Source organism: Sulfurospirillum cavolei, assembly GCF_001548055.1.
Lineage (GTDB): Bacteria > Campylobacterota > Campylobacteria > Campylobacterales > Sulfurospirillaceae > Sulfurospirillum.
Window position 1 is genome coordinate 2095347 of record NZ_AP014724.1, and the last position, 22382, is coordinate 2117728.

Genomic DNA, 22382 nt, shown 5'->3' on the forward strand with positions numbered 1-22382 from the left:
TCTGTAAGGATACCCCGTTATGAGCGCCCTCAACATTAAAGCTTTACTCAAAAACGTCGTTGCCTATAAAGCTTCCGATTTGCATTTAATCAGCCGTAGTGAACCTCAAATCCGTATCGACGGCAAGTTGGTACCGCTTGATATGGAAATGCTCAACGGAACCGCTATCGAAGAGATGTGCTATACGCTCATTACCGATAAACAGAAAAAGAAACTGGAAGAAGAAAAAGAACTCGATTTTGCCATTATGTTCCCCGACATCGGACGTTTTCGCGCCAATTATTACTATACAATCAACGGTGACCTTGCCGCGGCATTTAGAATTATTCCGATTAGTATCCCCTCTTTGGACGAGTTAAATACTCCAATCGTTTTTAAAGAACTCGTTAAACGCGAAAAAGGGCTCATTCTCGTCACCGGCCCTACCGGTAGCGGTAAGTCAACGACACTTGCGGCATTGTTGAACGAAATCAACGTGTACGAACATCGCCATATTATTACGATTGAAGACCCCGTCGAGTTCATTCACACCAATAAAAAAGCTCTTTTTTCCCACCGAAACGTCGGAGACGATACCAAAAGTTTCGCACGCGCTCTCAAATTTTCGCTCCGTCAAGATCCGGACATTATCCTCGTCGGCGAGATGAGAGATCAAGAAACCATTAGTACCGCTATTACCGCCGCGGAAACGGGGCACTTGGTTATGGGAACCTTGCACACCAACTCTGCCGTTCAAACAATTAACCGAATCGTCGATAGCTTTGAGGGTGCGGAACAGGTTCAAGTCCGTAACATGCTCGCAACATCGCTTTATGCGATTATTTCACAAAGCCTTTTGCCCAAAATCGGAGGCGGTCGGGTGGCTATTCATGAAATTATGATCAACAATTCCGCTATCGCCAATCTCATTCGTGAAAACAAGATTCATCAAATTTATTCTCAAATGCAATTAAACCAACAAAAAACGGGCATGTTAACGCAAACGCAGGCTATGATGAAAGCTTTACGCGCCAATTTGATTACGAAAGAAGATGCTATTCGCTACTCGACACAACCGCAAGAACTGTTGAATAATATGGGTCTTTAGCGATTAGCCATGGCATTTTACAAAGATTACAGCTTTTTCACGTTATACTCAACGCTAAAATCGGATAAAGGTATTTACAAGTATGAACAACGGTAATCATATCTCAGAGATCGTTCTTAGCATCGGCGATGCCACCTTTACAAAACTCAAACAACTCAATATCCCGCCCTATCCCAAATATTACCACGACACGTTTGTCGAACTGATGCAAAAAGAGAGTAACGAAGAGCTTTTAGAAATCAGCAAAAAACATTCGTACCTTTTTTCCAATGCGCAACAAGATGCGCAAGTCAGTGAAACATGCTTCGGATTGGTTAAAAAAGGGCTTGAAGAGTTTGTCAAAACCAGTGATAACCTTAGATTTATTTCCGATGAAACGGCGATTAATATCGATGCGATTAAAAAAGACTATTCCAGCATCGATACCAATCAAGTCATACAAGCGTTCGACCATTTTCAAACTAAAATTTTAGAAGAGCTCCATGTTGCCGACGATACGATCGCAAAACTCAAACTCGAAGTGGAACGCCTTGAAAGAGAATCCAATATCGATCCGCTAACCAAAGCCCATAATCGACGCGTTTTGATCAAAGACCTTGAAGAAGTGTTGCACTTCGGTAAAGAAAAAGATATCGACATGCACCTTGTTATGTTCGATGCCGACGATTTTAAAAAAATCAACGACTCTTTCGGGCATATCGCCGGAGATAAAACGTTGATCTTTTTGACCAAATTGATTCAAAACTCCTTGCGCAGAGGAACGCGTATTTACCGTTACGGCGGAGAAGAATTTGTCGTTATTTTAAACCGCATGTCGCACGAAGAAGCGCAAAAAGTCGTCGAACGCATTATCAAAGAGACATGTGAAAGCAAATTGCTTTACAAAAATCACGATATTCACCTAACCTTAAGCGCCGGACTTTGTTCACACCGCCGTAATATGAGCTCCGAAGAGCTCTTGGACAAAGCCGATAAAGCTCTCTATGAAGCTAAAAACAGCGGAAAAAATTGTTTTAGGAGTGCCCAATAATATGTCGCAAATCGTTTTGTTCGATATCATCAGCCTTGCGCTTGTACTTATTTTAGGAATCAAAGGCATTATTAACGGCTTTATTAAAGAATTTTTCGGTCTTTTAGGTATTATCGGCGGTGTTTACTTCGCATCGCGTTACGCACAAGAAGCGGGAGCGGCGATTAATACGCATATTTACACTTTCGGCAATCAAGCATCGCTTTACCTTTTCGGTTTTATTACCGTCTTAATCGTCTTTTGGACGGCATGTATTTTTTTAGGATACCTTATTGCACATGCTTTAAGCTTAAGCGGTTTGGGAATGCTGGATCGTTTAGCGGGATTTGCAATCGGTTGTGCGAAAATTTTTCTCGTTTTTTCTGTTTTGGCGATTACGCTCAACTCTATCGAGTTTATCAAAACAAAAATCGAACCTTACGTAGGCAACAGCACGATGTTCCCTCTTTTTTTAGAAACCGGACGGGCTATCGTTAAACTGGATACGAAAGAGATGTTAAATTCCATACCGTTAGACAAACAACCCAATCCTTAAAGAGGTCCGCCATGAATTGCACATGTGAAAATTTAGAATACTCTTCTTTACTTACTTCTTTTAAAGAACTACTGAAACAAAACGGGTTAAAATATACCAAACAACGTGAAGTCGTTTTAAAAACGCTTTACGAAAAAAATGAGCATTTTACGCCCGAAGATCTTTATATTTTTCTTAAAAACAGTTATCCGGAACTCAATATCGGCATCGCTACGGTTTATCGAACGCTCAATCTTCTTGAAGAATCTAATATGGTCACGTCTCTTTCGTTCGGCGTTGCCGGAAAGAAGTTTGAACTTGCCAATAAGCCCCACCACGATCATATGATCTGCAAACGTTGCGGACTCATTATCGAGTTTGAAAACGACAAAATAGAACAATTGCAACTTGAAATTGCACGAACGCATCATTTTAGGCTCACCAGCCATTTGATGCAATTGCAAGGCATTTGCGAAAAATGCGTTCAAGAGATGAAATAGAAAGAGGAAAAGATTTGATATTTCAAGACCAATACCAACAACAACGTATCGAAAAAGGTAAAACACTTTTCGCCTTAGGACACAACCCTTATCGCCACAACGTCGTCAAAGACACCGGAACCAAAGAATTTTTGGAATGCTACGAATACGTCATCGAGAGCGAACTCAAACGCGACGAACATAAAAACAATACCGTCGTAGGACGCATCAAATTTTTGCGCCATATGGGTAAAGCCGCATTTGCGAAGATTGAAGACGAAGACAGCGTTTTACAAATCTATTTTAGCCGCGAATCTATCGGAGAAGCATGGTTTGACGAAGCAAAAAAGCTGATTGAAGTCGGCGATATTATCAGCGTTACGGGCTTTCCGTTTGTAACCAAAACGGGTGAACTCTCCTTACATGTCAAACACTTAGAAATCGCAACGAAATCCATCGTGCCTTTACCCGAAAAATTTCACGGATTGCAAGACAAAGAGTTGCGTTACCGCAAACGTTACCTTGATATGATTATGAACGCAGACGTTCGAAAAACTTTTAAACTTCGCAGCCGTATCGTGAGTGAAATACGCCACTTTTTCGAAGAACGCGACTTTTTAGAAGTCGAAACGCCGATGATGCATCCGATTGCCGGCGGCGCGAATGCCAAACCGTTTATTACCTATCATAACGCCTTGAACGTCAATCGTTATTTGCGTATTGCGCCCGAACTTTACCTCAAACGCTTGGTCGTCGGCGGTTTTGAAGCGGTCTTTGAGATCAACCGTAACTTTAGAAACGAAGGTATGGATCAAACCCACAATCCCGAATTTACGATGATCGAGTTTTATTGGGCATACCATAATTACCATGATTTGATGCGTTTAACCGAAGAGATGTTCGACGTCTTGCTTAAAAAATTGAAACTACCGAAAAAATTGCCTTACGGAGATATCGAAATCGATTTTTCAAAACCGTTCCGTAAAATCGCTTTTAGAGAAGCCCTTGTCGAAATCGGCGGTGTTAGCGATGCGATTTTAGACGATAAAGCAGCCATTATCGCGTATATCGAAAGTCAAAACTTTAGTGTCGAAAAAAATCTCAGTTTAGGTAAACTATACGAAGAGTTGTTTGACCTGTTCGTTGAAGAAAAGCTGGTCGATCCAACGTTCATTATCGACTATCCGATTGAAATCAGTCCGCTTGCACGCCGTAGCGAAACCAATCGAAACATTGCGGAGCGTTTTGAACTCTTTATCGCAGGGCGAGAAATCGCCAACGGATTTAACGAACTCAACGATCCTTTGGATCAATACGAACGATTTGCCAAACAGTTACAAGCCAAAAATGCCGGAGACGACGAAGCACACGAAATGGACGAAGACTACGTCTACGCTTTAGGCTACGGCTTACCGCCGACTGCCGGTCAAGGAATGGGTATCGATCGTTTGACGATGCTTTTAACCAACGAACAGTCGATCAAAGACGTCATCTTATTTCCGGCGATGAAACCGCTTAGCGATACCGATGATACGATGACCACCGAAAAAAAAGAGGAAGAAAAATGAGTATTTTAAAAAGCGTCGATCCCGTTATTTACGATCTTAGCGTGAAAGAGTTACACCGTCAATGCGACCATCTCGAAATGATTGCCAGCGAAAACTTTACCTATCCCGCCGTTATGGAAGCGATGGGCAGCGTTTTTACGAACAAATACGCCGAGGGTTACCCGCATAAACGCTATTACGGCGGTTGCGAGTTTGCCGATGCGATCGAAGAAATTGCGATTGAGCGCGTCTGTAAACTTTTCGGTTGCGCGTATGCAAACGTTCAACCCAATTCCGGTAGCCAAGCCAACCAAGGCGTCTACCAAGCTCTTTTAAACCCGTTTGATAAAATTTTAGGTATGGACCTTAGCCACGGCGGTCACTTAACGCACGGCGCGAAAGTCAGCAGTTCGGGAAAAACCTATTCGAGCTTTTTCTACGGCGTTGAACTGGACGGCCGTATTAATTACGAAAAAGTACGCGAAATCGCCCACATCGTTAAACCGAAAATGATCGTTTGCGGTGCAAGTGCTTATCCGCGAGAACTTGATTTCGCAAAATTTAGAGAAATCGCCGATGAAGTAGGTGCTTATTTATTTGCAGACATCGCGCATATCGCAGGACTTGTTGCCGGCGGCGAGCATCCAAGCCCGTTCCCGCATTGCCACGTTGTGACGTCTACGACGCATAAAACACTTCGAGGACCTCGAGGCGGTATTATTTTAACCAACGACGAAGAGATCGCTAAAAAAATCAATAGTGCCATCTTCCCCGGCATCCAAGGCGGTCCGTTGGTACATGTCATTGCCGCAAAAGCGGTCGGTTTTGCTGAAAACTTGAAACCGGAGTGGACGGCATATGCCAAACAAGTCCGCGCCAATGCCAAAGTCTTGGCGGATGTGCTGATTCAACGAGGTTACGACATCGTTAGCGGCGGTACGGACAACCACTTGGTACTCGTTTCGTTCTTAAACAAAGAGTTTAGCGGTAAAGAGGCGGATTTGGCACTCGGTCGAGCCGGTATCACGGTCAATAAAAACACCGTTCCGGGCGAAACACGAAGTCCCTTTGTCACCAGCGGCGTTCGTATCGGTTCCCCCGCACTAACGGCACGCGGCATGAAAGAAAAAGAGTTTGAAATCATTGCCAATAAAATTGCGGACGTCCTTGATAATATCAACGACGAAGCCTTACATGTCAAAATTAAAGACGAGATGAAGGCATTGGCAAGCAACTTTATTATTTACGACAGACCAACGTATTAAGGAATCGCATGTACACGATAGACGTCTCCCTCATCAAAATGATTACCGATCATTATTGGATCAAACGCGATGCGATTGTCCAAAAGATCGATTTTGGGGGGAAGGTCTTTTTCGACAAATACGAACGTATCGATCAGCCTTTGAGCAACGCCGTCATTAAAGATCATCTTGACGGAAAGATGACGGTTGCCCATTCGCTGATCAATCGTTTCGATAAAGTCGAAAATATTGTTTTCGATTATAACGGTCGCAACACCGAACGTTTTTGGCATAGGGCACAACTTTTGCTTAGAGAAGAGGGATTTATCAATTTTACGGCCTACAAAAGTAAAACGGAAGGTCATTTACATCTCTACGTACACAAGGGACACACGACCTTGCAAGAGGGGTATCAGATCGCTAAAATGCTCTCGGCAAAGCTTTCGCAGAAACTTCCGCGAGAATGGAGAATGTTTCCGAACCAAGAGCTACCCAAAGAGTTCAATATTTTGGCGTTGCCTTACGATTTGTACCAAAAAGAGCGCGGAGCTTCTTGGTCAAAACATATGTAAAGAGGATCTACGAAGACCTCTTTCATAACCTTTATCGCTCATAAGCATTGAAAGTTTGTGAAAGAAGTCTATTATTCTAAGGAGAAACGATGGAAAATAGAAATGAACTGAGTGATATCGTCCTTGAAAAAGGCGATACGAAAACTCTTAAAATGAAACGTATTTTAATTTTAGTCGCTTTTTTGATCTTGGTTTTCTTGATAGCCCTTGCCAGTATGAAGCTGATGAATAAAGATCAAAGCAAAGATACGTCAAAGTTGATTTTACCTCCGGAACCGAGCCAAGAAAATCAAATTCCTAAAGACGATCAGCTTTTTAAACAAGTACCGATTATCGAAGAAAACACGGCTAAAAAAGAGAGTTTTGAAGATATGATCAAAACCCTTAAAGAAAAAGAAGCCCAAAAACAAGAAGAGTCTAAAGGTACCGATACTCAAAAAGAAGCAACGACCGTAACGCCGCCGAACGTCCAAGAGAGTAAATTACCGGCGACGGCAAATGCCAAAGCAGCCAAAGAAGAAGCGAAAAAAGAGGCACCAAAAGCTACAACCGCAAGCAAGCCCGCAACAACAACACCAAGCACGCCGGTTGCATCTTCAACGAGCGGCGGAGCAAACGCGCAAGCGGGCATTTACGTCCAAGTCGGAGCCGTTGCCACGGCACCGGAACAACGTGTTTTAAACGACATCAAATCCAAAGGCTTTGAGTATCGCGTCTATCCGACCGTCGTTAACGGAAATCACGTCACGAAAATTTTGATTGGACCGTACGCCAGCTCTGCCGATGCCGAAAATGCTTTGGTACTGATTCGTTCCAGCATCAATAAAAACGCATTTATTTACAGGGTAAAATAAGGTGCTAACGTCTCGAAAAATTTTATTCGATCAGCTTACGCCGATCACGATTTTTGCCAAATTACAACGCTATTTCGAAGGTGAACTCTGTTTCTTATTTGAAAGTGCCATTAACAATAACGACGGCAACTTTAGCTTTTTATTTATCGGTGCGAGGGAACGCGTCATCCATCAAAACGGACAGAGCATCCATATCGACGAAAACGCGGCGACGCATTCTTTGGGAAATGAGCCGTTTAGCTTTTTAAAACAACGCTATGCTAGTATCGATAAAGCACGCTATCAAACCTATAGCAAAGAGCTAGGCGTAGGATTTATTGACGGTTTTATCGGCTATATCGGCTATGACGCCGTTAAACTTTTCGAACCCAAACTCGCCGCTTCGATGGATATGCTTCGCGACGATTTACGGATCCCCGAAGTCGACTTGATGCGTCCGAAACTCGTCTGTACCTTTTCGCACAAGTCCAATACGCTCATTCTTACGACGTTTTTACCCGAAATTGCCGCACAATTAGGCGCGATTGAAGCAACGCTCAAAGAGCCGCACTATCATATCCCGATTCAAACGGTTCATGTCGATAAGCAAAAAGGGAGTTTTGCTTTTAGCAAAGAACATTTTTTTGAAATGGTCGAACAATCCAAAGAGATGATTCGTAGTGGAGACGTCTTTCAAATCTTGATGTCCAACCGTTTTACGCACTACGCGCATGTCGATCGACTCAGCTTCTACCGTATTTTGCGCCAAAAAAATCCTTCTCCTTACATGTTCTATCTTTCGTATCCTCAATTTGCGATTATCGGAAGTTCGCCCGAAGTGATGGTCGGGCTCAAAGACTCGCGCATTATGCTGCGTCCGATTGCGGGTACGCGAAAACGAGGAGCAAGCTACGAGAAAGATATGGCATACGAAAAAGAGATGCTAAGCGACGAAAAAGAGCGTGCGGAACACTTGATGCTGATTGATCTGGGACGTAACGATCTAGGACGCGTCGCTAAAGTCGGTAGCGTCAACGTTAAAGAGATGATGCGCGTAGAGCGTTATTCTCACGTCATGCATATGGTCAGCGACATCGAAGCGACTTTGGACGAAAAATACGACATGTTCGATCTCTTTGCCGCGACATTCACTGCCGGAACGATGACCGGAACGCCTAAAATTCGCGCGATGGAATTGATTAGCGCGTTTGAGGGAATCAAACGCAGCTTTTACAGCGGCGCGGCGGGATATTTCGGATATGACGGCAATATGGACAGCTGCATTATGATTCGTACTGCCTATTTGGACGACGAAAAAATTATTTTTCAAGCGGGTGCGGGCATCGTCGCCGACAGTAAACCCGAGCTTGAGTACCTTGAAGTAACGAATAAACTAGGCGCTATGACCAGCTCGCTCGACGAGCTCAAAGAGTAGTCATGCTTCTTTTTACGCTTTTGGGCAATCCCGTTGCCCATTCTATCTCTCCAAGGCTGCATAACAGTGTTTTTAAAGCCCTAAAGCTAGATGCTTGCTACGTCCGAAAAGCCGTTGAAAACTCCGAAACTTTACTGCAAACGTTTCGAGAGATGAACCTCTCAGGCGCAAACGTGACCGTTCCGCACAAAGAAGCGGCTTACGCGCAATGCGACGAAGTGCGCGGTTTAGCCAAACAGATCGGCGCGGTCAACACGCTGGTCAGAGAAGGCACGCGCGTCATCGGTTACAATACCGACGCGGAAGGTTTTTACATGTCGATCCAAGCGTTCGAACCGCTTCGCGACGTTTTAATTTTGGGAGCGGGCGGAACCGCCAAAGCCCTTGCCGCTATTTTGAAAGAGCGCGGAATCAACGTCACGATCCTCAATCGCTCGTATGCACGCTTGGAATTTTTTAAAACACAAGGCTTCAACGTCCAAACATGGGAGACGTTTTCGCCCCAAGCGTACGACCTCATCGTCAACACGACTTCTGCCGGATTGAAAGACGAAGCCCTTCCCTGCCCTTTAGCCTTCTTAGAAACGATCTTACCTCAAGCACGCTTTGCCTACGACGTTATTTACAACAAACCGACGCCGTTTCTCGCTTTAGCCGAGCAAAAAAACCTTACATGTAAAGACGGTAAAGAGATGTTGCTCTACCAAGCCGTTCTTGCTTTCGATCTCTTTTTTGCACAACGCTACGACCGTGAAAGCGTCGAAGCACTGATGCGTCCGGTGTTTGATCTCTAAAATAATTTTAGGAGAAACCCTTGCAACTGGAAACGACTTTGAACAACCCTTACGCCCATCATTATCAACTTTTAATTAAAAATATTCTCAATGCACCCATTTATTACAATCCTGAACAAGAGATCGTTTACCGCACGGATACGCGCCTAAGCTACGCTCAGTTTAAAGAACGCGTACACCGATTGGCTAACATGTTAAGTGATTTAGGAATCAAAGCCGGAGACACGGTTGCGGTCATGGACTACGATTCGCATCGTTATTTGGAGTGTTATTTTGCGATTCCGATGATCGGCGCGATTTTACATATGATCAATATTCGCCTCTCATCGGAGCAAATCCTCTACACGATCGACCATGCCGAAGACGTCATTATCTTAACGCATACCGATTTTTTGCCTGTTTTGGAGCAAATCAAAGGTAGAATCGACGTCAAAGGCTTTATCTTGTTATCCGACGAACCGGAGCTTCCCCAAACGTCGCTCAACGTGAAAGGCGAATACGAAACGCTCTTGGCAAACAGCGCGCCGCATTTTGATTTTCCCGATTTTGACGAAAACATGCGCGCGACGACGTTCTACACCACCGGAACGACCGGACTTCCCAAAGGCGTCTACTTTACGCACCGACAACTCGTCCTTCACACGCTCGGCGCACTCGCAACGCTTGGAAGTGCTCCAGAGCAAGGGAACTTTCGACAAAATGACGTCTATATGCCTATTACACCGATGTTTCACGTTCATGCGTGGGGGTTGCCTTACGTTGCGACGATGCTTGGACTGAAACAAGTTTACCCCGGACGCTACATTCCCGACCTGCTTTTAGAACTGATCGAGAAAGAACATGTCACGTTTTCGCATTGCGTTCCGACGATTATGCATATGCTCTTTAATTCGCCGAAAATCAAAACGATGAATTTAAAAGGCTGGAAAGTCATGATCGGAGGAGCAAGCCTTCCCAAAGCTATGTGCCAAGAAGCCCTACGTCTTGGAATCGATATGTTCACGGGATACGGTATGAGCGAAACCTGTCCTATTTTAACCGTTTCGCAACTGACCGCAGAGATGCTTGAGCAAGATATGGACGCACAAAGCGACATTCGCATCAAAACGGGACGCCCGATGGGGCTTGTAGAGGTCAATGTCGTCGACGAACAGATGCGCCCGCTTCCAAGAGACGGGCACAGCACCGGAGAGATCGTCGTACGCTCGCCGTGGCTGACGCAGGGTTATTTTAAAGATCAAAAAAATTCGGAATTGCTCTGGAGCGGCGGCTATTTACATACCGGCGATATGGCGCATATCGATCCTTGCGGCTACGTCAAAATTACCGATCGCGTCAAAGATATTATCAAAGTCGGCGGAGAATGGATCTCTTCTTTGGAACTTGAAGACATCATCCATCGCCATCCTAGCGTAAAAGAAGTCGCCGTAATCGGGATCGCCGATGAAAAATGGGGAGAACGCCCTTTAGCACTTGTCGTGGTTGATCCGAACAAAAGCATCGACGAAAAAGAGTTGCTTTTTCATGCCAAAGAGTTTATCAAAAAAGGGATCATGGCACGAGAAAGCATGCTTTTGAAGGTTAAATTCGTCGACAGTATCGATAAAACGAGCGTCGGAAAAATCAACAAACGCGAACTACGCAAAAAATACGCTCCGCCGGTTGAGCAACGCTAAATCTTCGTACGCGCTTCCAAGGCTTTGGATAAAGAGAGCATATCGACGTTTTCAAGATGCACGCCCGTGGGGACGCCTTGCGCGATTTTCGTAAAATGAAGCGCATACGCTTTGAGCTTATCTTCGATAAACAAAATCAACGCGTCGCTCGCCAAAGAGGGTGTCAGGGCGAAAATAACCTCTTTGACGCCCTCTTGGACGATCGATTCCAATTTAACAAGCGTCTCTTCTTCTAGATCGCCTAAGACGAAATAATGCCCGTCGAAGAGTTTATGTTCTTCTAAAACGAAAATATCTTTGGCACTTTCAACGATGCAAAGCGTTTGAATATCCCGACGTTCGTCCAAACAGATATCGCAAATTTCATGCTCGCTCAAAGCACCGCATCGCTCGCATTTGCGAATCGATTTGACCGCGCTTTCGATTGCGTTGGAAAGCTTCATGGCGGCAAAAGCGTCGTTTAAAACCAGATGGTACGCGAAACGAAGCGCGGATTTTTTTCCGACGGTCGGTAACGACTCGAACGCTTCGACGAGTTTGTTAAACTTTTCCAAACCTCGCATCATCCCCGCGCTCCTTTGGAAAAATCGATGCTAAACTGATGCAAGCCATCTTCATACGTATATGCCGCTTCAAGCCCGTGCTGGCGAAGAATATTTTGCACGATGTAAAGCCCCAATCCCAAACTGCTTCCGCACGCTTTTGAACCGGAAACAAAAGGTTGAAAATACTCGTTAATTCCCATTTTCAGGGCTTCTCCTTTATTAGCGACGATCAAAGTTTGCTCTTTGGAGCGCAAAAAAAGCGTATGATCCAAGCTATGTTTGAGCGCATTGTCCATCAAGTTTTTAATCGCCAACGCCATTAAATCAAAATCAACCGTCACGAGAAAATCGAACTCTCCTTCGATTTTAATCTGCTCTTCGCGTTTTTTAGCGTCCAACATCAATAAATCCAATGCCTGATCCACGACGTTGGAGAGTGCAACTTCTTGAAGATGAAGCTCACAACGCTCCGAGGCAATTTGTTCGATCTTCGAAAATTCCGCTATCAGCAAATCCAGCCGTTCAAACACGCCGACCAAACGTTTTTTGGCCGTTTCGTCTTCGAGCATCTCCGTAATAATCCGCCCTTTGCCGATCGGCGTTTTAAGTTCGTGCATAATCGTGCGTAAAAAAAGTTGTCGCGCGCCGATTAAGTCGCGGATTTTCTTTGCCGCGCGATCAAATTCGTTGGCGACTTCGCCGATTTCGTCATGCGAATTGCTTTTGCATTCGATTTGCAAATCACCGCTCGCAAATCGTCTGATTTGAGAACTTAAGGTTTTTAAAGGAGCGATACTTCGGAAAATCGAAACGTACATGTAGAGTAAGATCAGCAAAGCAATCGCAAAAACAAACCATAAACTTTCGTTGAAATTTTTATAGTCTTGACTTTCCAAAAGCACGCTCGATTCGAAATTGTCGATAAAAAGATAATAGCGGTCATTGTAGACGATGGACGAAAAACGGCTAATCGGGGAGAGTTTTTGAAAGATAACGACGCCGCGTTCCAAAACCGAGGTACGCAGGTGTTTGCTCGTCACTTTTTTGAGACCGAAGTTGTTAAAATACTCTTCAATATCGCCGGGTTGAACGTTATTGCGATACATCACCAACAGGTAATTGACCGATTGAATTTGGCGTTGTTTCATATTTTCGAGGTTGCGTTCGCTTTGATGGTCCAAAAGCACGCTAAAAAACATAACCAACAAAAAAAGCGAAAGAAAGAAGATCGTACTGATCTTCACTAAAATCGAATTTTTGATCATCCGACCAGCTTATAGCCGATGCCCCGCACCGAGTGAATGTGTTCGGGATTTTTAGAATCGTCGTTGATTTTTGTACGAAGTCGCCCGATAATCACGTCCAAACTCTTCGACCCTTTGTCTTTCAGGGATTTGCAGTTATACACCAGCTGTTCTCTGGAAATCGAAAAACCGTTTTGCTTAATCATATAAGAGAGGATCTCGTATTCTGCCGGCGTCAAACTCAAAACTTCGCCTTTAAACGAGATTTCGTGGCGTTTCTCGTCGACGGCAAAGACGCTACTGTTCGCCTGTTCTTCTTGCGTCGAGCTTTTTTTATAGCGGCGAATCAAACTTTGAATGCGCGCGTACATCTCTTTGGGATCGTAAGGCTTGGGAAGGTAATCGTCCGCACCGATTTGAAGACCGATCACTTTATCGCTAATGTCGCTGCGAGCCGAAGAGATAATAATCGGAATGTCGTATTTGGCAACGACCTCTTTACACACTTCAAGCCCGTCCATTCCCGGAAGCGTTAAATCCAAAATCAGCAGGTCGTACTTTTTAATTCCGGCACTCAGCCCCAAATACGGATCGGCATAATTGGTAATTTTAATATTGTACTTTGCCAAATACTCGCCGAGCAACTCCGCAAATTCTTCGTCGTCTTCAATCATTAAGACATTAATCATTCGTGTCCTTAAGTTCGCTTTTTAGAATTATACAGAATTTTTGAAGAAGAAGGCTTTTTACAAAGCCTTCCCAAGAGTGTGGATTGAGGTTTATTTTTGCGGAGCTTCCGGAGCTTTAGGCATCATCGGACGTTGCGGGCGTTCGCTCATAATTTTTTTAAGCTCGGCTCGTTGTTCTTTGGTCAAAATCGAAAACGCTTTTTCTAAAAAATCGGCTTCAAGCGTTACGCGTTTGTCGTTCATTTCGTTACGTACTTTGATAAATGCTTTTTTATCAAAGTTATCCGCACTCATCAACTCTTGCATCTTTTGCATGCTTTTTGGATCGTGTAGTTTTGCCATTTCCAACTTCATTTCGCTGCGCAAAACATTCAATTTATAGCGTTGATCGTCGCTTAGATCCAAACGATCAAACATCATTCCCGCCATCATGCCTCTCTCGCCGCCGTGCATCATCATGCCGCCGCCTTGTTGCATCATCGGGGACATCATTCCCCCTTGCATACCGCCTTGGCATTGGCTACTTCCAAATGCAAATGCACCTGTCGTTCCTAAAGCAACCAACGTTGCTAGGGCTAAAATCGTTCGTTTCATCGTGACTCCTTTAAAAGTTTGATAGTGAAATAGTAATACGCCGCTTTTAACCGTCCTTTAATCGTTTGTTAACCAACCTTAACAACCAAAATTTAATCTACTTTTTGGTAAACTTTTTCTCTTCTAAAAAACTTACATGTAAAGAGAATAGACGTGGAATTAGATTATTACGAAGTATTGGAAATTACCCGAAGTGCCGATTCGGGCGAAATTAAAAAAGCGTATCGCAAGCTAGCCCTTCAATACCATCCCGATCGCAATCAAGGCGACAAAGCGGCGGAAGAAAAATTTAAAGCCATCAATGAAGCCTATCAAGTTTTAAGCGACGAGCAAAAACGCGCAACCTACGATCGCTACGGTAAAGCGGGACTGGACAGTCAAGGCTTTAGTCACTTCTCCGATATGCGTTACGAAGATATTATGGGCGATTTGGGCTCTATTTTCGAATCGGTTTTCGGCGGAGGATTCGGCGGTGGCGGTTTTGGCGGCGGAAGCAACAAGCAAAGTCGAAAATACAACCTCGATTTGGAAGCCGAAGTGACATTGGCGTTTAACGAAGCAATCTTCGGTACGAAAAAAGAGGTCGTTTTCTCCTATAAAAAACCCTGCGACACCTGCGAAGGCACGGGAAGCAAAGACAAATCCAAAGCGACATGTAAAGAGTGTAAAGGTAAAGGTCAAGTCTTTTACCGCCAAGGTTTTATGACCTTTTCGCAAACCTGCCCCGCATGCAACGGCAAAGGAACGGTTGTTACCAACCCGTGCCCCGATTGTCGCGGCAAAGGATTTAGCCAAGTCGAGGACAAAGTCACCATCGACATTCCCGAAGGTATCGACAATAACAACCGCATTCGCGTCGCCGGACGCGGTAACGTGGACGAAAGAGGAACGCGAGGCGACTTGTATATTTTGGTTCGCGTCAAAGAGGACGAACACTTTGTGCGCCACAACGACGACATTTACATCGAAGTGCCCGTTTTCTTTACGCAAGTCGCACTCGGAGAGACGATCAAAATCCCGACGATTCGCGGCGAGACGGAACTGGAACTGCCTATAGGTGCGAAAGATAAACAACAGTTCATCTTTAAAAACGAAGGCGTTAAAAATGTCCATACCCGCCAATTCGGCAGTATGATCGCTCAAATTTCGATTCGTTATCCTAAAAAAATCACGAAAGAACAACGAGAACTGCTTGAGCAGCTGCAAACGGAATTCGGCATCGAGACCAAACAAAAAGATGAAAAATTTGAGAGCGTCTTTGACAAAATCAAAAGTTGGTTTGACTAAAACGATCGAGTACGAGGGTCACGTACTCTCGTACTCTTTGTTCGTTAATCGACGGCTTAAACATCTTTATATTACGATCGACCCTATCAAAGGGGTCATCGTCAAATCTCCTTTTAGTGCCATAGACACGATTGAAACGCTTCTCCTTCAAAAAGCCTCTTGGATTCTCTCTAAACTGCACGCGGCGCAAGAACGGATGCACATCGGCCGCTTGTTGGAAACCGAAGGAAAAATCCTCTATTTGGGTGAAGCAATCCTTTTAAGCTCTTTTCAAACGCCCGAACTCTTTTACAAAGAAAAGACTCCGCCGTTGGTGAACCGTCTGGTCGAAGAGTGGAGTTTTCTCATGGGCGTCAAACCGACGAAAGTCAGCTTCCGCCAAGCAAAAAAACGGTGGGGAAGCTGTAGCTATCGCAATGAGCTGAGTTTCAACCTCAGCCTTTCCCAACTGCCCTTGGAGTGCATCGCGTATATCGTCGTTCACGAACTCGCTCATATCACGCATAAGCACCATCAAAAAGCCTTTTGGGAGTGCGTCGCCTCTTTTATGCCGGAGTACAAAAACCACGAGATAACGCTCAAAAAATTTTCTCCCTCGCTGATTTAAAATTACAAAATAAAAACTTTTTAATTTAATATTATAATAATATTATTTGCTCTACAATTTTATTCACATTTTTATTTCAGGGGGCATTATGAAAAAATCTTTGGTTGCGGCATCATTACTCCTCGCGGCTTCTGCCGTTTTGGCAGACTCAAACGCATGGTTTGTCGGCGGTGAATTTGGGGGTATGAGTATTCACGGAAAAACTTCCGCATCGGCAAGCTCATCTTTTTCCGGCTATTCTTTTTTGGAAGGAAGTTCTTCGGAATCAATCGATGCAACGTACGAGGCATTGAAAGTCGGTAAATATTTTGAGTACGGCAGAGTCTACGGAAACTTTGCGTATCAAAACAAAAAAGAAGATATTAGCTCATTCACGTACGGACTTGCCTACGACTATCTGTTCAGAAATGCTTCCGCGATCACGCCGTTTTTGGGTCTTACCGCTTCCTACAGTACGTCAAAAAGCGACGATGATCGTGCGCAACTACTCTCAATCGATAAACCTAAAGGGTTTAACTACGGTGCCGAAGCCGGTTTTATCTATGCACTCGGCGCGCATACGGAGCTCGAAATCGGCGCACGCTATCTTGTAAGCGATGTGGACGATACGTTTAACTACGATGACGGCACGACAAACATTCACGTCAAAAGCGAAAATGAGCACTTCATTCAATACTATTTGGGATTAAACTACAAATTCTAACGAAGCAAGAGAGATCGGAAACGAACGATCTCTCTTAGGCTATTACGATACGTATGCCGATTGCCACTAAAACGACGCCTCCTAAGAGTTCTGCTTTACTCTCAAGCCAGTTTCCCGTGAGTTTTCCCACAAAAACGCCTAAAAAGCTCATACCAAAGGTCACGAGACCGATCAAGCCGCATGCCAAGAACGGATTCATATCCAAAAGCATTAAGCTAAATCCCGCCGCCATAGCATCGATGCTTGTGGCAATTGCAAGCGTTAGCATCAATTTATTCGTAATTTTTTGAATTTCCTCTTCAAGGCTCTCTTGCATACTTTCATACACCATTTTGGCACCGATGAGCACTAAAAGAGCAAATGCGACGTATCGCGTATAGTGGTCGATAAATCCCAATAAGCCTTTCCCGCCGATATACCCGATCAGCGGCATTAATGCTTGAAAAATACCGAAGAAAAGCCCCGCTTTAAATGCCAATGCCCCGTGCCCCGTCGCTTGTTTGGTTCCCAGTCCGATGGAAACCGCAAAGGCGTCCATGCTCAATGCCAATGCCAACGCAATCACTTCCGTCATTTTAACACTCCCCAATTGGCGCCGATAGCGATCGAAACGTTTAAGGGTACGCGTAAAGCATAAACCTCTTCCATCACATGCCGTGCCTCTTTTGCAAACGTTTCCGCGCGCGCTTCGTTGACTTCAAAGATCAATTCGTCGTGAATTTGCAAGAGCAATTTCGCCTCATCATTGACTAACGTCGCCATAATACGATTCATCGCAAGCTTAATCAAGTCCGCGGCACTGCCTTGAAACACCGTATTGACCGCCTCGCGAAGGTATCCGGCATATTGCATCGCATTGGCATGTTCAAAATCAAAAAAGCGTTTTCGCCCCAAAAGCGTCTGAACAAAGCCCTCTTTTTTGGCTTGTTCTTCAATGGAAGAAAGGTACTGCTTAATCGTCGGAAAGGTCGCAAAATAGCCGTCGATGTAGCTTTTGGCTTCTTTGGTCGTAATACCGATCGTCTCGGAGAGGCGTTTAGGTCCCATACCGTACAGCAATCCGAAGTTGATACTTTTGGCGATGCCTCTTTTAGCATCCGCTTCCGCTTCGCCGAACAGTTTGAGCGCGGTCTCTTTGTGAATGTCTTTACCCTCTTGAAACGCCCTTACCATTGCTTCATCCCCGCTAAAATGTGCCAACAAGCGAAGTTCAATTTGCGAATAGTCGATACCGACAAGCACATACCCCTCTTTGGCGACGAAACCTCCGCGTACTTCACGCCCCAGAGCCGTCTTAACGGGAATGTTTTGTAAGTTTGGGTCTTTGGAACTTAGCCTTCCGGTAGACGTACCCGTTTGCATAAACGACGTATGTACCCGACTGCGCGAAGAGGCTTTAGAGAGCTTCAACAACGGTTCGATATAGGTCGAACGAAGCTTATACAACTCTCGATACTCTAAAATTTTGGCGATGCTCGGATGCTTGTCAAAAAGTTCGTTTAAAACGTTTTCGTCGGTACTGTAACCCGTTTTAGTCTTTTTGAGCGGCGGAAGTCCCAACTGTTCAAACAGTACCGCACCCAGTTGTTGCGTCGAATTGAGATTGAACGTCGCATTGCACAAGGCAAAAATTTCGACTTTCAATGCCTCTATCGCATGGTCGGTTCGTTTCAAAAGCGTCTCAAAATAAGCAGCGTCGACTTGAATCCCCTCTCTTTCCATATGCATCAGCGTTCGAATAAACGGGAATTCCACGTTTTTTGCAAGATCCAACAACGAAGGATCGAGCATCTCTTTAAGCTTCTCAAAAAGCTTGAGGGTCATCCACGCGTCTTCGCTTGCGTATTCGCAGGCTTTTTCCAAAGAGACGCCGCTAAAGTTTTCCCCTTTGGCAACGACGTCTTTAAATTTGATCATCTCATGATTGAAAAAACGTTTGGAAAGCGTATCGAGTCCTACGTTGCTTTCCGGATTTAAAAGCCATGCCAAAATCATCGTATCGGCGTATAGATTCACGTTTTGAAGACCGAAATTGTGCTCAATAACCGCAAGGTCAAACTTCAAGTTTTGTCCGACGATTTTGCGGGAAAGCAGATGCGTCAGTGCCTCTTTTGCCTCTTCATGCGAAATTTGGTTCCCCACGCCCAAATAATGGTGCGCAATCGGCACGTAATACGCTTCTTGCGTATTCACGCAAAACGAAAATCCGACGATGTTGGCGTTGTAAGCATCCAAGGCATCGGTTTCGGTATCAAACGCGACGATTTCGTCCTCTTCGATGCCTTCAACGACGCGCAAAAGCAATTTGGCGTCGTCCAATAAAATCGGTTTAAACCCTTGCGTCGGAGGCGTTTGCACGCTTACATGTAAGCTCTCTGCTCTTACGCGCGCAAGGATTTGGCGAAGTTCGTATTTTTCCAGTTCTTCCACGATGTACGAGAGCGGTTGGGCATCTGGATAGTGAAACGACTCGAACTTATCGGCAATACTCAGCGTATCGTCCAAACAGACCAAACGGCGGCTTAAATAAGCACTTTGCTTGCCCTCTTCCAACATCGTTTTGATGCGCGGATTGGCGACTTTGTCGAGATTGGCGTATACGCCCTCCATCGTCTTAAAATCGTCAAGTAGTTTTTTCGCCCCTTTGGGGCCAATGCCTTTAACGCCGGGAATATTATCGGCGGTATCGCCGACCAAAGAGAGGTACTCGCCGATTTGATGCGGGTAAACGCCGAATTTCTCAAAACATTTTTCGGTCGTAATTTCGCTCTTTTTCATCGGATCGTAGATCACGACGCGTCCGTCGTCGATCAATTGGTATAAATCTTTATCGTGCGTGACGATTCGCACTTTAATATTGTGATGCTTGGCAAATTTAACCGCCGAAGCAATAATGTCGTCGGCTTCAAATCCCTCTTCGCCGTAACTTTTAAATCCCATTTTTTCAATCCACGAAATAGCGACGGGAAGCTGTTTTTTAAAATCTTCCGGTGCTTCGGGACGATTGGCTTTATAGTTGGGATCGATGTCGTGGCGAAAATTTTTACCTTTGCTATCAAGCGCAAAAAGAACGTAATCGGTATCGTGCTCTTTTTTGAGAGCTGCGATAAAGTGGGCAAAGCCTGTTAAAAGTCCCGTCGGAAAACCTTGGGAATTACGCAATGCGGGAAGCGCATAATAGTTACGAAAAAAGAAGCCGAACGTATCGATAATAGTGAGTGTTTTCACGAAAGAGCCTTTGCGTATGGGCGTTTAAAATGAAGTTTTGATGGATTCGACCGCCTCCAAAAACGGTGCGGAATCTAAACCTTCTTTGTTAAGAAGCATAAGTGCTAGATTGATATTGCGTTCGCTCAAAGGCGCATTAATCGCAACGGCAGTCTTGACGATTTTTAAAGCGATGCTCTGTGCACGAATCGCCGCGGGTGCATCTTGCGTTCTTTCGGTAAACCGAATGGCTTCGATCATTCGTTTATCGAATTTCCAATGCTCGAAAATCAACGCCGAAACTTCGCTGCTCGTAACGCCGACGAACATTTTCTCGACGTCCGCGACGTTTAATGCGTTTTCAAGTTCAGACCTAAAGGCATACGTCTCGTCGTTTTTTGCGATTTCATCGGCAATAAGGATTTTACCGCTCTCTTGCAACAACGCGCATAAAAAGAGAAAATCAACGCTAGTCGCATCGACGTTTTTGTACCACTTGGAGAGCAACATGCTTTGCATGTGCGAAAGCTGCGCGAACTCTTCGGGCGAAATCGCATACGGTACGAGATCGACGTTTAAGAGTTTTTTGATCGACATGTCAAGCACCAACGAACGCGTCGTCGACATACCGAAAAGCCCGACCGCTTGTAAAACGCTTTTGATTTCACGGCGAAAACCGTACAAAGGGGAGTTGGCGACTTTGAGAAGGTTGGCGATAAGCATCGGGTCTTCTTCAATCAATTTTGCCAAATCGGCGATACTCGCCTGTTCGTCACGAAAAAGCGCATTGATCTGCGTAAACGTTTTGGGTAAAGGAGGTAACGCGCGAATTCGCTCCGCTATTTCTTTTAACATGCCGTCTCTTTCGAAGGATTTAAATAGATTATAGCGCGCTTTTCTTGAAATCCCGATGAGGCTAAGCCCCATCGAGACGAAAGAATCGTATCAACCCGGAATAGCGTCTTCTACGGATTCGGGGTGATCGAGCGAATAACGGAATTTTTCCATATCGATCTGTTTGTCCCATGCACCGACGACGACTGCGGCAACCGCGTTACCGCAAAGATTTCCCACCGCACGCATCTCGCTCATAAACTTATCCACACCCAAAAGTACCGCCACGGTTGCCACGGGAATCACGTCTCCCATCGCAGAAAGCGTACCGGCAAGCACGATAAAGCCCGAACCCGTCACGCCAACAGCCCCTTTGGACGCAACCATCAAAATAAAAATGATGCTGAGTTCATGCGAAAGCGTAAGCGGAATACCGAAAGCCTGTGCCAAGAAAATAATCGAAAGCGAAAGGTAAATGTTCGTACAATCCAAGTTAAATGAATAGCCCGTAGGAATCACTAAACCCGTCGTTCCGCGGCTCACGCCCGCGGCTTCCAAACGCCTCATTAACGGAGCCAACGCCGATTCGCTCGAAGAGGTTGCAAATACGATCAAGACTTCTTTAGCAATAAAACGCATAAATTTAAAGACGTTGATCTTATAAAACCATAAGATGATACCTAAAACACCGAATAAAAACGCCAATACGGAGATCAACATAACGCCAAGCAAACTTGCCATACCGATCAAAGAAGCAATACCGAATTTGCCGATCAAGAACGCCATCGCACTAAAGCTCGCAATCGGGCTGAGCCACATCAAAATCGTCAAGATTTTAAAGAAAACGTTTTGAACTTTCTCCAAAGGAGCGAGAATCGCCTCTTTGTATTTTTCTCCAAACGCGGCAATGCCGATTGCGATGACCAACGCCATGACTAACACCTGCAACGTATTGCCGTGAAGAAACGGTGTTATCGGATCGGTCGGAATCGCACTTTTTAAAATGCCCCAAACCGAGCCGGTTTGCGAAGAAGCGTTAGCGGTAAAGCTTGAAACCGCGGAGACGTCCAAAGACTCGACGTTTAGATGCATTCCGTGTCCCGGCTTCAAAAGATTACCGAATAAAATACCGATTGCAAGGGCAAAGGTGCTAACGACTTCAAAATAGATAAACGCTTTTAAACCGATGGAGCCGACCTCTTTAAGGCTCTCTAAACCGACGATACCCGAAATAATCGTTAAAAAGATAATCGGCCCGACCAACCATTTTAACACTTGTATAAACCAATCGATGCCGGGTTTGGCTTGAACCGCCAAGCTTGGATTGAGCATACCCAGCGTAATTCCGGCAACAATGCCGACCACAACCCAAAACGCTAAACTCTTAATCGTATAACGTTTCCAATCTTTAAACGATGTTTTTTCCAACACAAACCCTTTAATGATAAACTGATTTGATTA

Annotated in this window: 22 protein-coding genes; 14 read left to right on the forward strand and 8 right to left on the reverse strand. The window is 44.8% G+C overall.

The window, feature by feature from the left end:
* Positions 1-19: 19 nt before the first annotated feature.
* The 11 genes from UCH003_RS10480 to UCH003_RS10530 all read left to right on the forward strand — a co-directional run bounded on the left by UCH003_RS10480 (position 20) and on the right by UCH003_RS10530 (position 11211).
* Entirely contained in the window at positions 20-1087 is a 1068-nt protein-coding gene (locus tag UCH003_RS10480) for a type IV pilus twitching motility protein PilT (RefSeq protein WP_060826478.1), read from the forward strand.
* Between the two features lie 82 nt (positions 1088-1169).
* Entirely contained in the window at positions 1170-2117 is a 948-nt protein-coding gene (locus UCH003_RS10485; RefSeq protein ID WP_041962053.1) for a GGDEF domain-containing protein, read from the forward strand.
* 1 nt (position 2118) lies between these two features.
* Entirely contained in the window at positions 2119-2652 is a 534-nt protein-coding gene (locus tag UCH003_RS10490; protein ID WP_039672334.1) for a CvpA family protein, read from the forward strand.
* 11 nt (positions 2653-2663) lie between these two features.
* Positions 2664-3131: a Fur family transcriptional regulator gene (locus UCH003_RS10495; RefSeq protein ID WP_039672333.1), complete on the forward strand. Its 468-nt coding sequence runs from the start codon at positions 2664-2666 to the stop codon at positions 3129-3131.
* 17 nt (positions 3132-3148) lie between these two features.
* Positions 3149-4678, forward strand: a complete 1530-nt coding sequence (gene lysS / locus UCH003_RS10500; RefSeq protein WP_231964839.1) for a lysine--tRNA ligase — start codon at positions 3149-3151, stop codon at positions 4676-4678.
* Complete coding sequence (locus UCH003_RS10505; RefSeq protein WP_041962056.1) at positions 4675-5922, forward strand: serine hydroxymethyltransferase; 1248 nt, start codon at positions 4675-4677, stop codon at positions 5920-5922. Before lysS ends, UCH003_RS10505 begins: the two co-directional genes overlap by 4 nt.
* A gap of 8 nt (positions 5923-5930) precedes the next feature.
* The gene (locus UCH003_RS10510; protein WP_060826479.1) at positions 5931-6473 is read left to right on the forward strand and encodes a DUF1882 domain-containing protein; all 543 of its coding nucleotides are present in this window, start codon (positions 5931-5933) and stop codon (positions 6471-6473) included.
* A gap of 89 nt (positions 6474-6562) precedes the next feature.
* Positions 6563-7327, forward strand: a complete 765-nt coding sequence (locus UCH003_RS10515) for an SPOR domain-containing protein (protein ID WP_060826480.1) — start codon at positions 6563-6565, stop codon at positions 7325-7327.
* 1 nt (position 7328) lies between these two features.
* A complete protein-coding gene (locus UCH003_RS10520) occupies positions 7329-8741 on the forward strand; it encodes an anthranilate synthase component I family protein (RefSeq protein WP_060826481.1) in 1413 nt (470 codons plus the stop codon).
* Between the two features lie 2 nt (positions 8742-8743).
* On the forward strand, positions 8744-9535 hold the full coding sequence (locus UCH003_RS10525; protein ID WP_060826482.1) for a shikimate dehydrogenase: 792 nt from the start codon (positions 8744-8746) through the stop codon (positions 9533-9535).
* A gap of 20 nt (positions 9536-9555) precedes the next feature.
* Positions 9556-11211 (forward strand): fatty acid--CoA ligase, encoded by a 1656-nt coding sequence (locus UCH003_RS10530; protein WP_082709192.1) that lies wholly within the window; start codon positions 9556-9558, stop codon positions 11209-11211.
* Here UCH003_RS10530 and recR read toward each other — a convergent pair.
* The 4 genes from recR to UCH003_RS10550 form a co-directional block, all read right to left on the reverse strand.
* The gene (gene recR / locus UCH003_RS10535) at positions 11208-11777 is read right to left on the reverse strand and encodes a recombination mediator RecR (protein WP_039672327.1); all 570 of its coding nucleotides are present in this window, start codon (positions 11775-11777) and stop codon (positions 11208-11210) included. The two genes, UCH003_RS10530 and recR, sit on opposite strands and share 4 nt — an antisense overlap.
* Positions 11774-13021, reverse strand: a complete 1248-nt coding sequence (locus UCH003_RS10540) for an ArsS family sensor histidine kinase (protein WP_082709193.1) — start codon at positions 13019-13021, stop codon at positions 11774-11776. The genes recR and UCH003_RS10540 overlap by 4 nt, the downstream gene beginning before the upstream one ends.
* On the reverse strand, positions 13018-13689 hold the full coding sequence (locus tag UCH003_RS10545; protein ID WP_060826483.1) for a response regulator transcription factor: 672 nt from the start codon (positions 13687-13689) through the stop codon (positions 13018-13020). The genes UCH003_RS10540 and UCH003_RS10545 overlap by 4 nt, the downstream gene beginning before the upstream one ends.
* Before the next feature lie 90 nt (positions 13690-13779).
* Entirely contained in the window at positions 13780-14283 is a 504-nt protein-coding gene (locus UCH003_RS10550; RefSeq protein ID WP_060826484.1) for a Spy/CpxP family protein refolding chaperone, read from the reverse strand.
* A 153-nt stretch (positions 14284-14436) separates the two neighbouring features.
* Between UCH003_RS10550 and dnaJ the strand changes: the two genes are divergently transcribed.
* From dnaJ to UCH003_RS10565, 3 genes are all read left to right on the forward strand, one after another.
* Positions 14437-15570 (forward strand): molecular chaperone DnaJ, encoded by a 1134-nt coding sequence (gene dnaJ, locus UCH003_RS10555; RefSeq protein WP_039672324.1) that lies wholly within the window; start codon positions 14437-14439, stop codon positions 15568-15570.
* On the forward strand, positions 15563-16177 hold the full coding sequence (locus tag UCH003_RS10560) for a M48 family metallopeptidase (protein WP_231964771.1): 615 nt from the start codon (positions 15563-15565) through the stop codon (positions 16175-16177). Before dnaJ ends, UCH003_RS10560 begins: the two co-directional genes overlap by 8 nt.
* 88 nt (positions 16178-16265) lie before the next feature.
* Positions 16266-16880, forward strand: coding sequence for an outer membrane beta-barrel protein (locus UCH003_RS10565; RefSeq protein ID WP_060826485.1), 615 nt, complete (start codon positions 16266-16268; stop codon positions 16878-16880).
* 34 nt (positions 16881-16914) lie between these two features.
* On the opposite strand, the gene UCH003_RS10570 is transcribed toward UCH003_RS10565, so the two are convergent.
* From UCH003_RS10570 to UCH003_RS10585, 4 genes are all read right to left on the reverse strand, one after another.
* Complete coding sequence (locus UCH003_RS10570) at positions 16915-17454, reverse strand: manganese efflux pump MntP (RefSeq protein ID WP_060826486.1); 540 nt, start codon at positions 17452-17454, stop codon at positions 16915-16917.
* On the reverse strand, positions 17451-20108 hold the full coding sequence (gene polA, locus UCH003_RS10575) for a DNA polymerase I (protein WP_060826487.1): 2658 nt from the start codon (positions 20106-20108) through the stop codon (positions 17451-17453). The genes UCH003_RS10570 and polA overlap by 4 nt, the downstream gene beginning before the upstream one ends.
* A gap of 24 nt (positions 20109-20132) precedes the next feature.
* Complete coding sequence (locus UCH003_RS10580) at positions 20133-20942, reverse strand: HDOD domain-containing protein (protein ID WP_060826488.1); 810 nt, start codon at positions 20940-20942, stop codon at positions 20133-20135.
* Between the two features lie 90 nt (positions 20943-21032).
* The gene (locus UCH003_RS10585; RefSeq protein WP_231964772.1) at positions 21033-22349 is read right to left on the reverse strand and encodes a cation:dicarboxylate symporter family transporter; all 1317 of its coding nucleotides are present in this window, start codon (positions 22347-22349) and stop codon (positions 21033-21035) included.
* Positions 22350-22382: the final 33 nt, after the last annotated feature.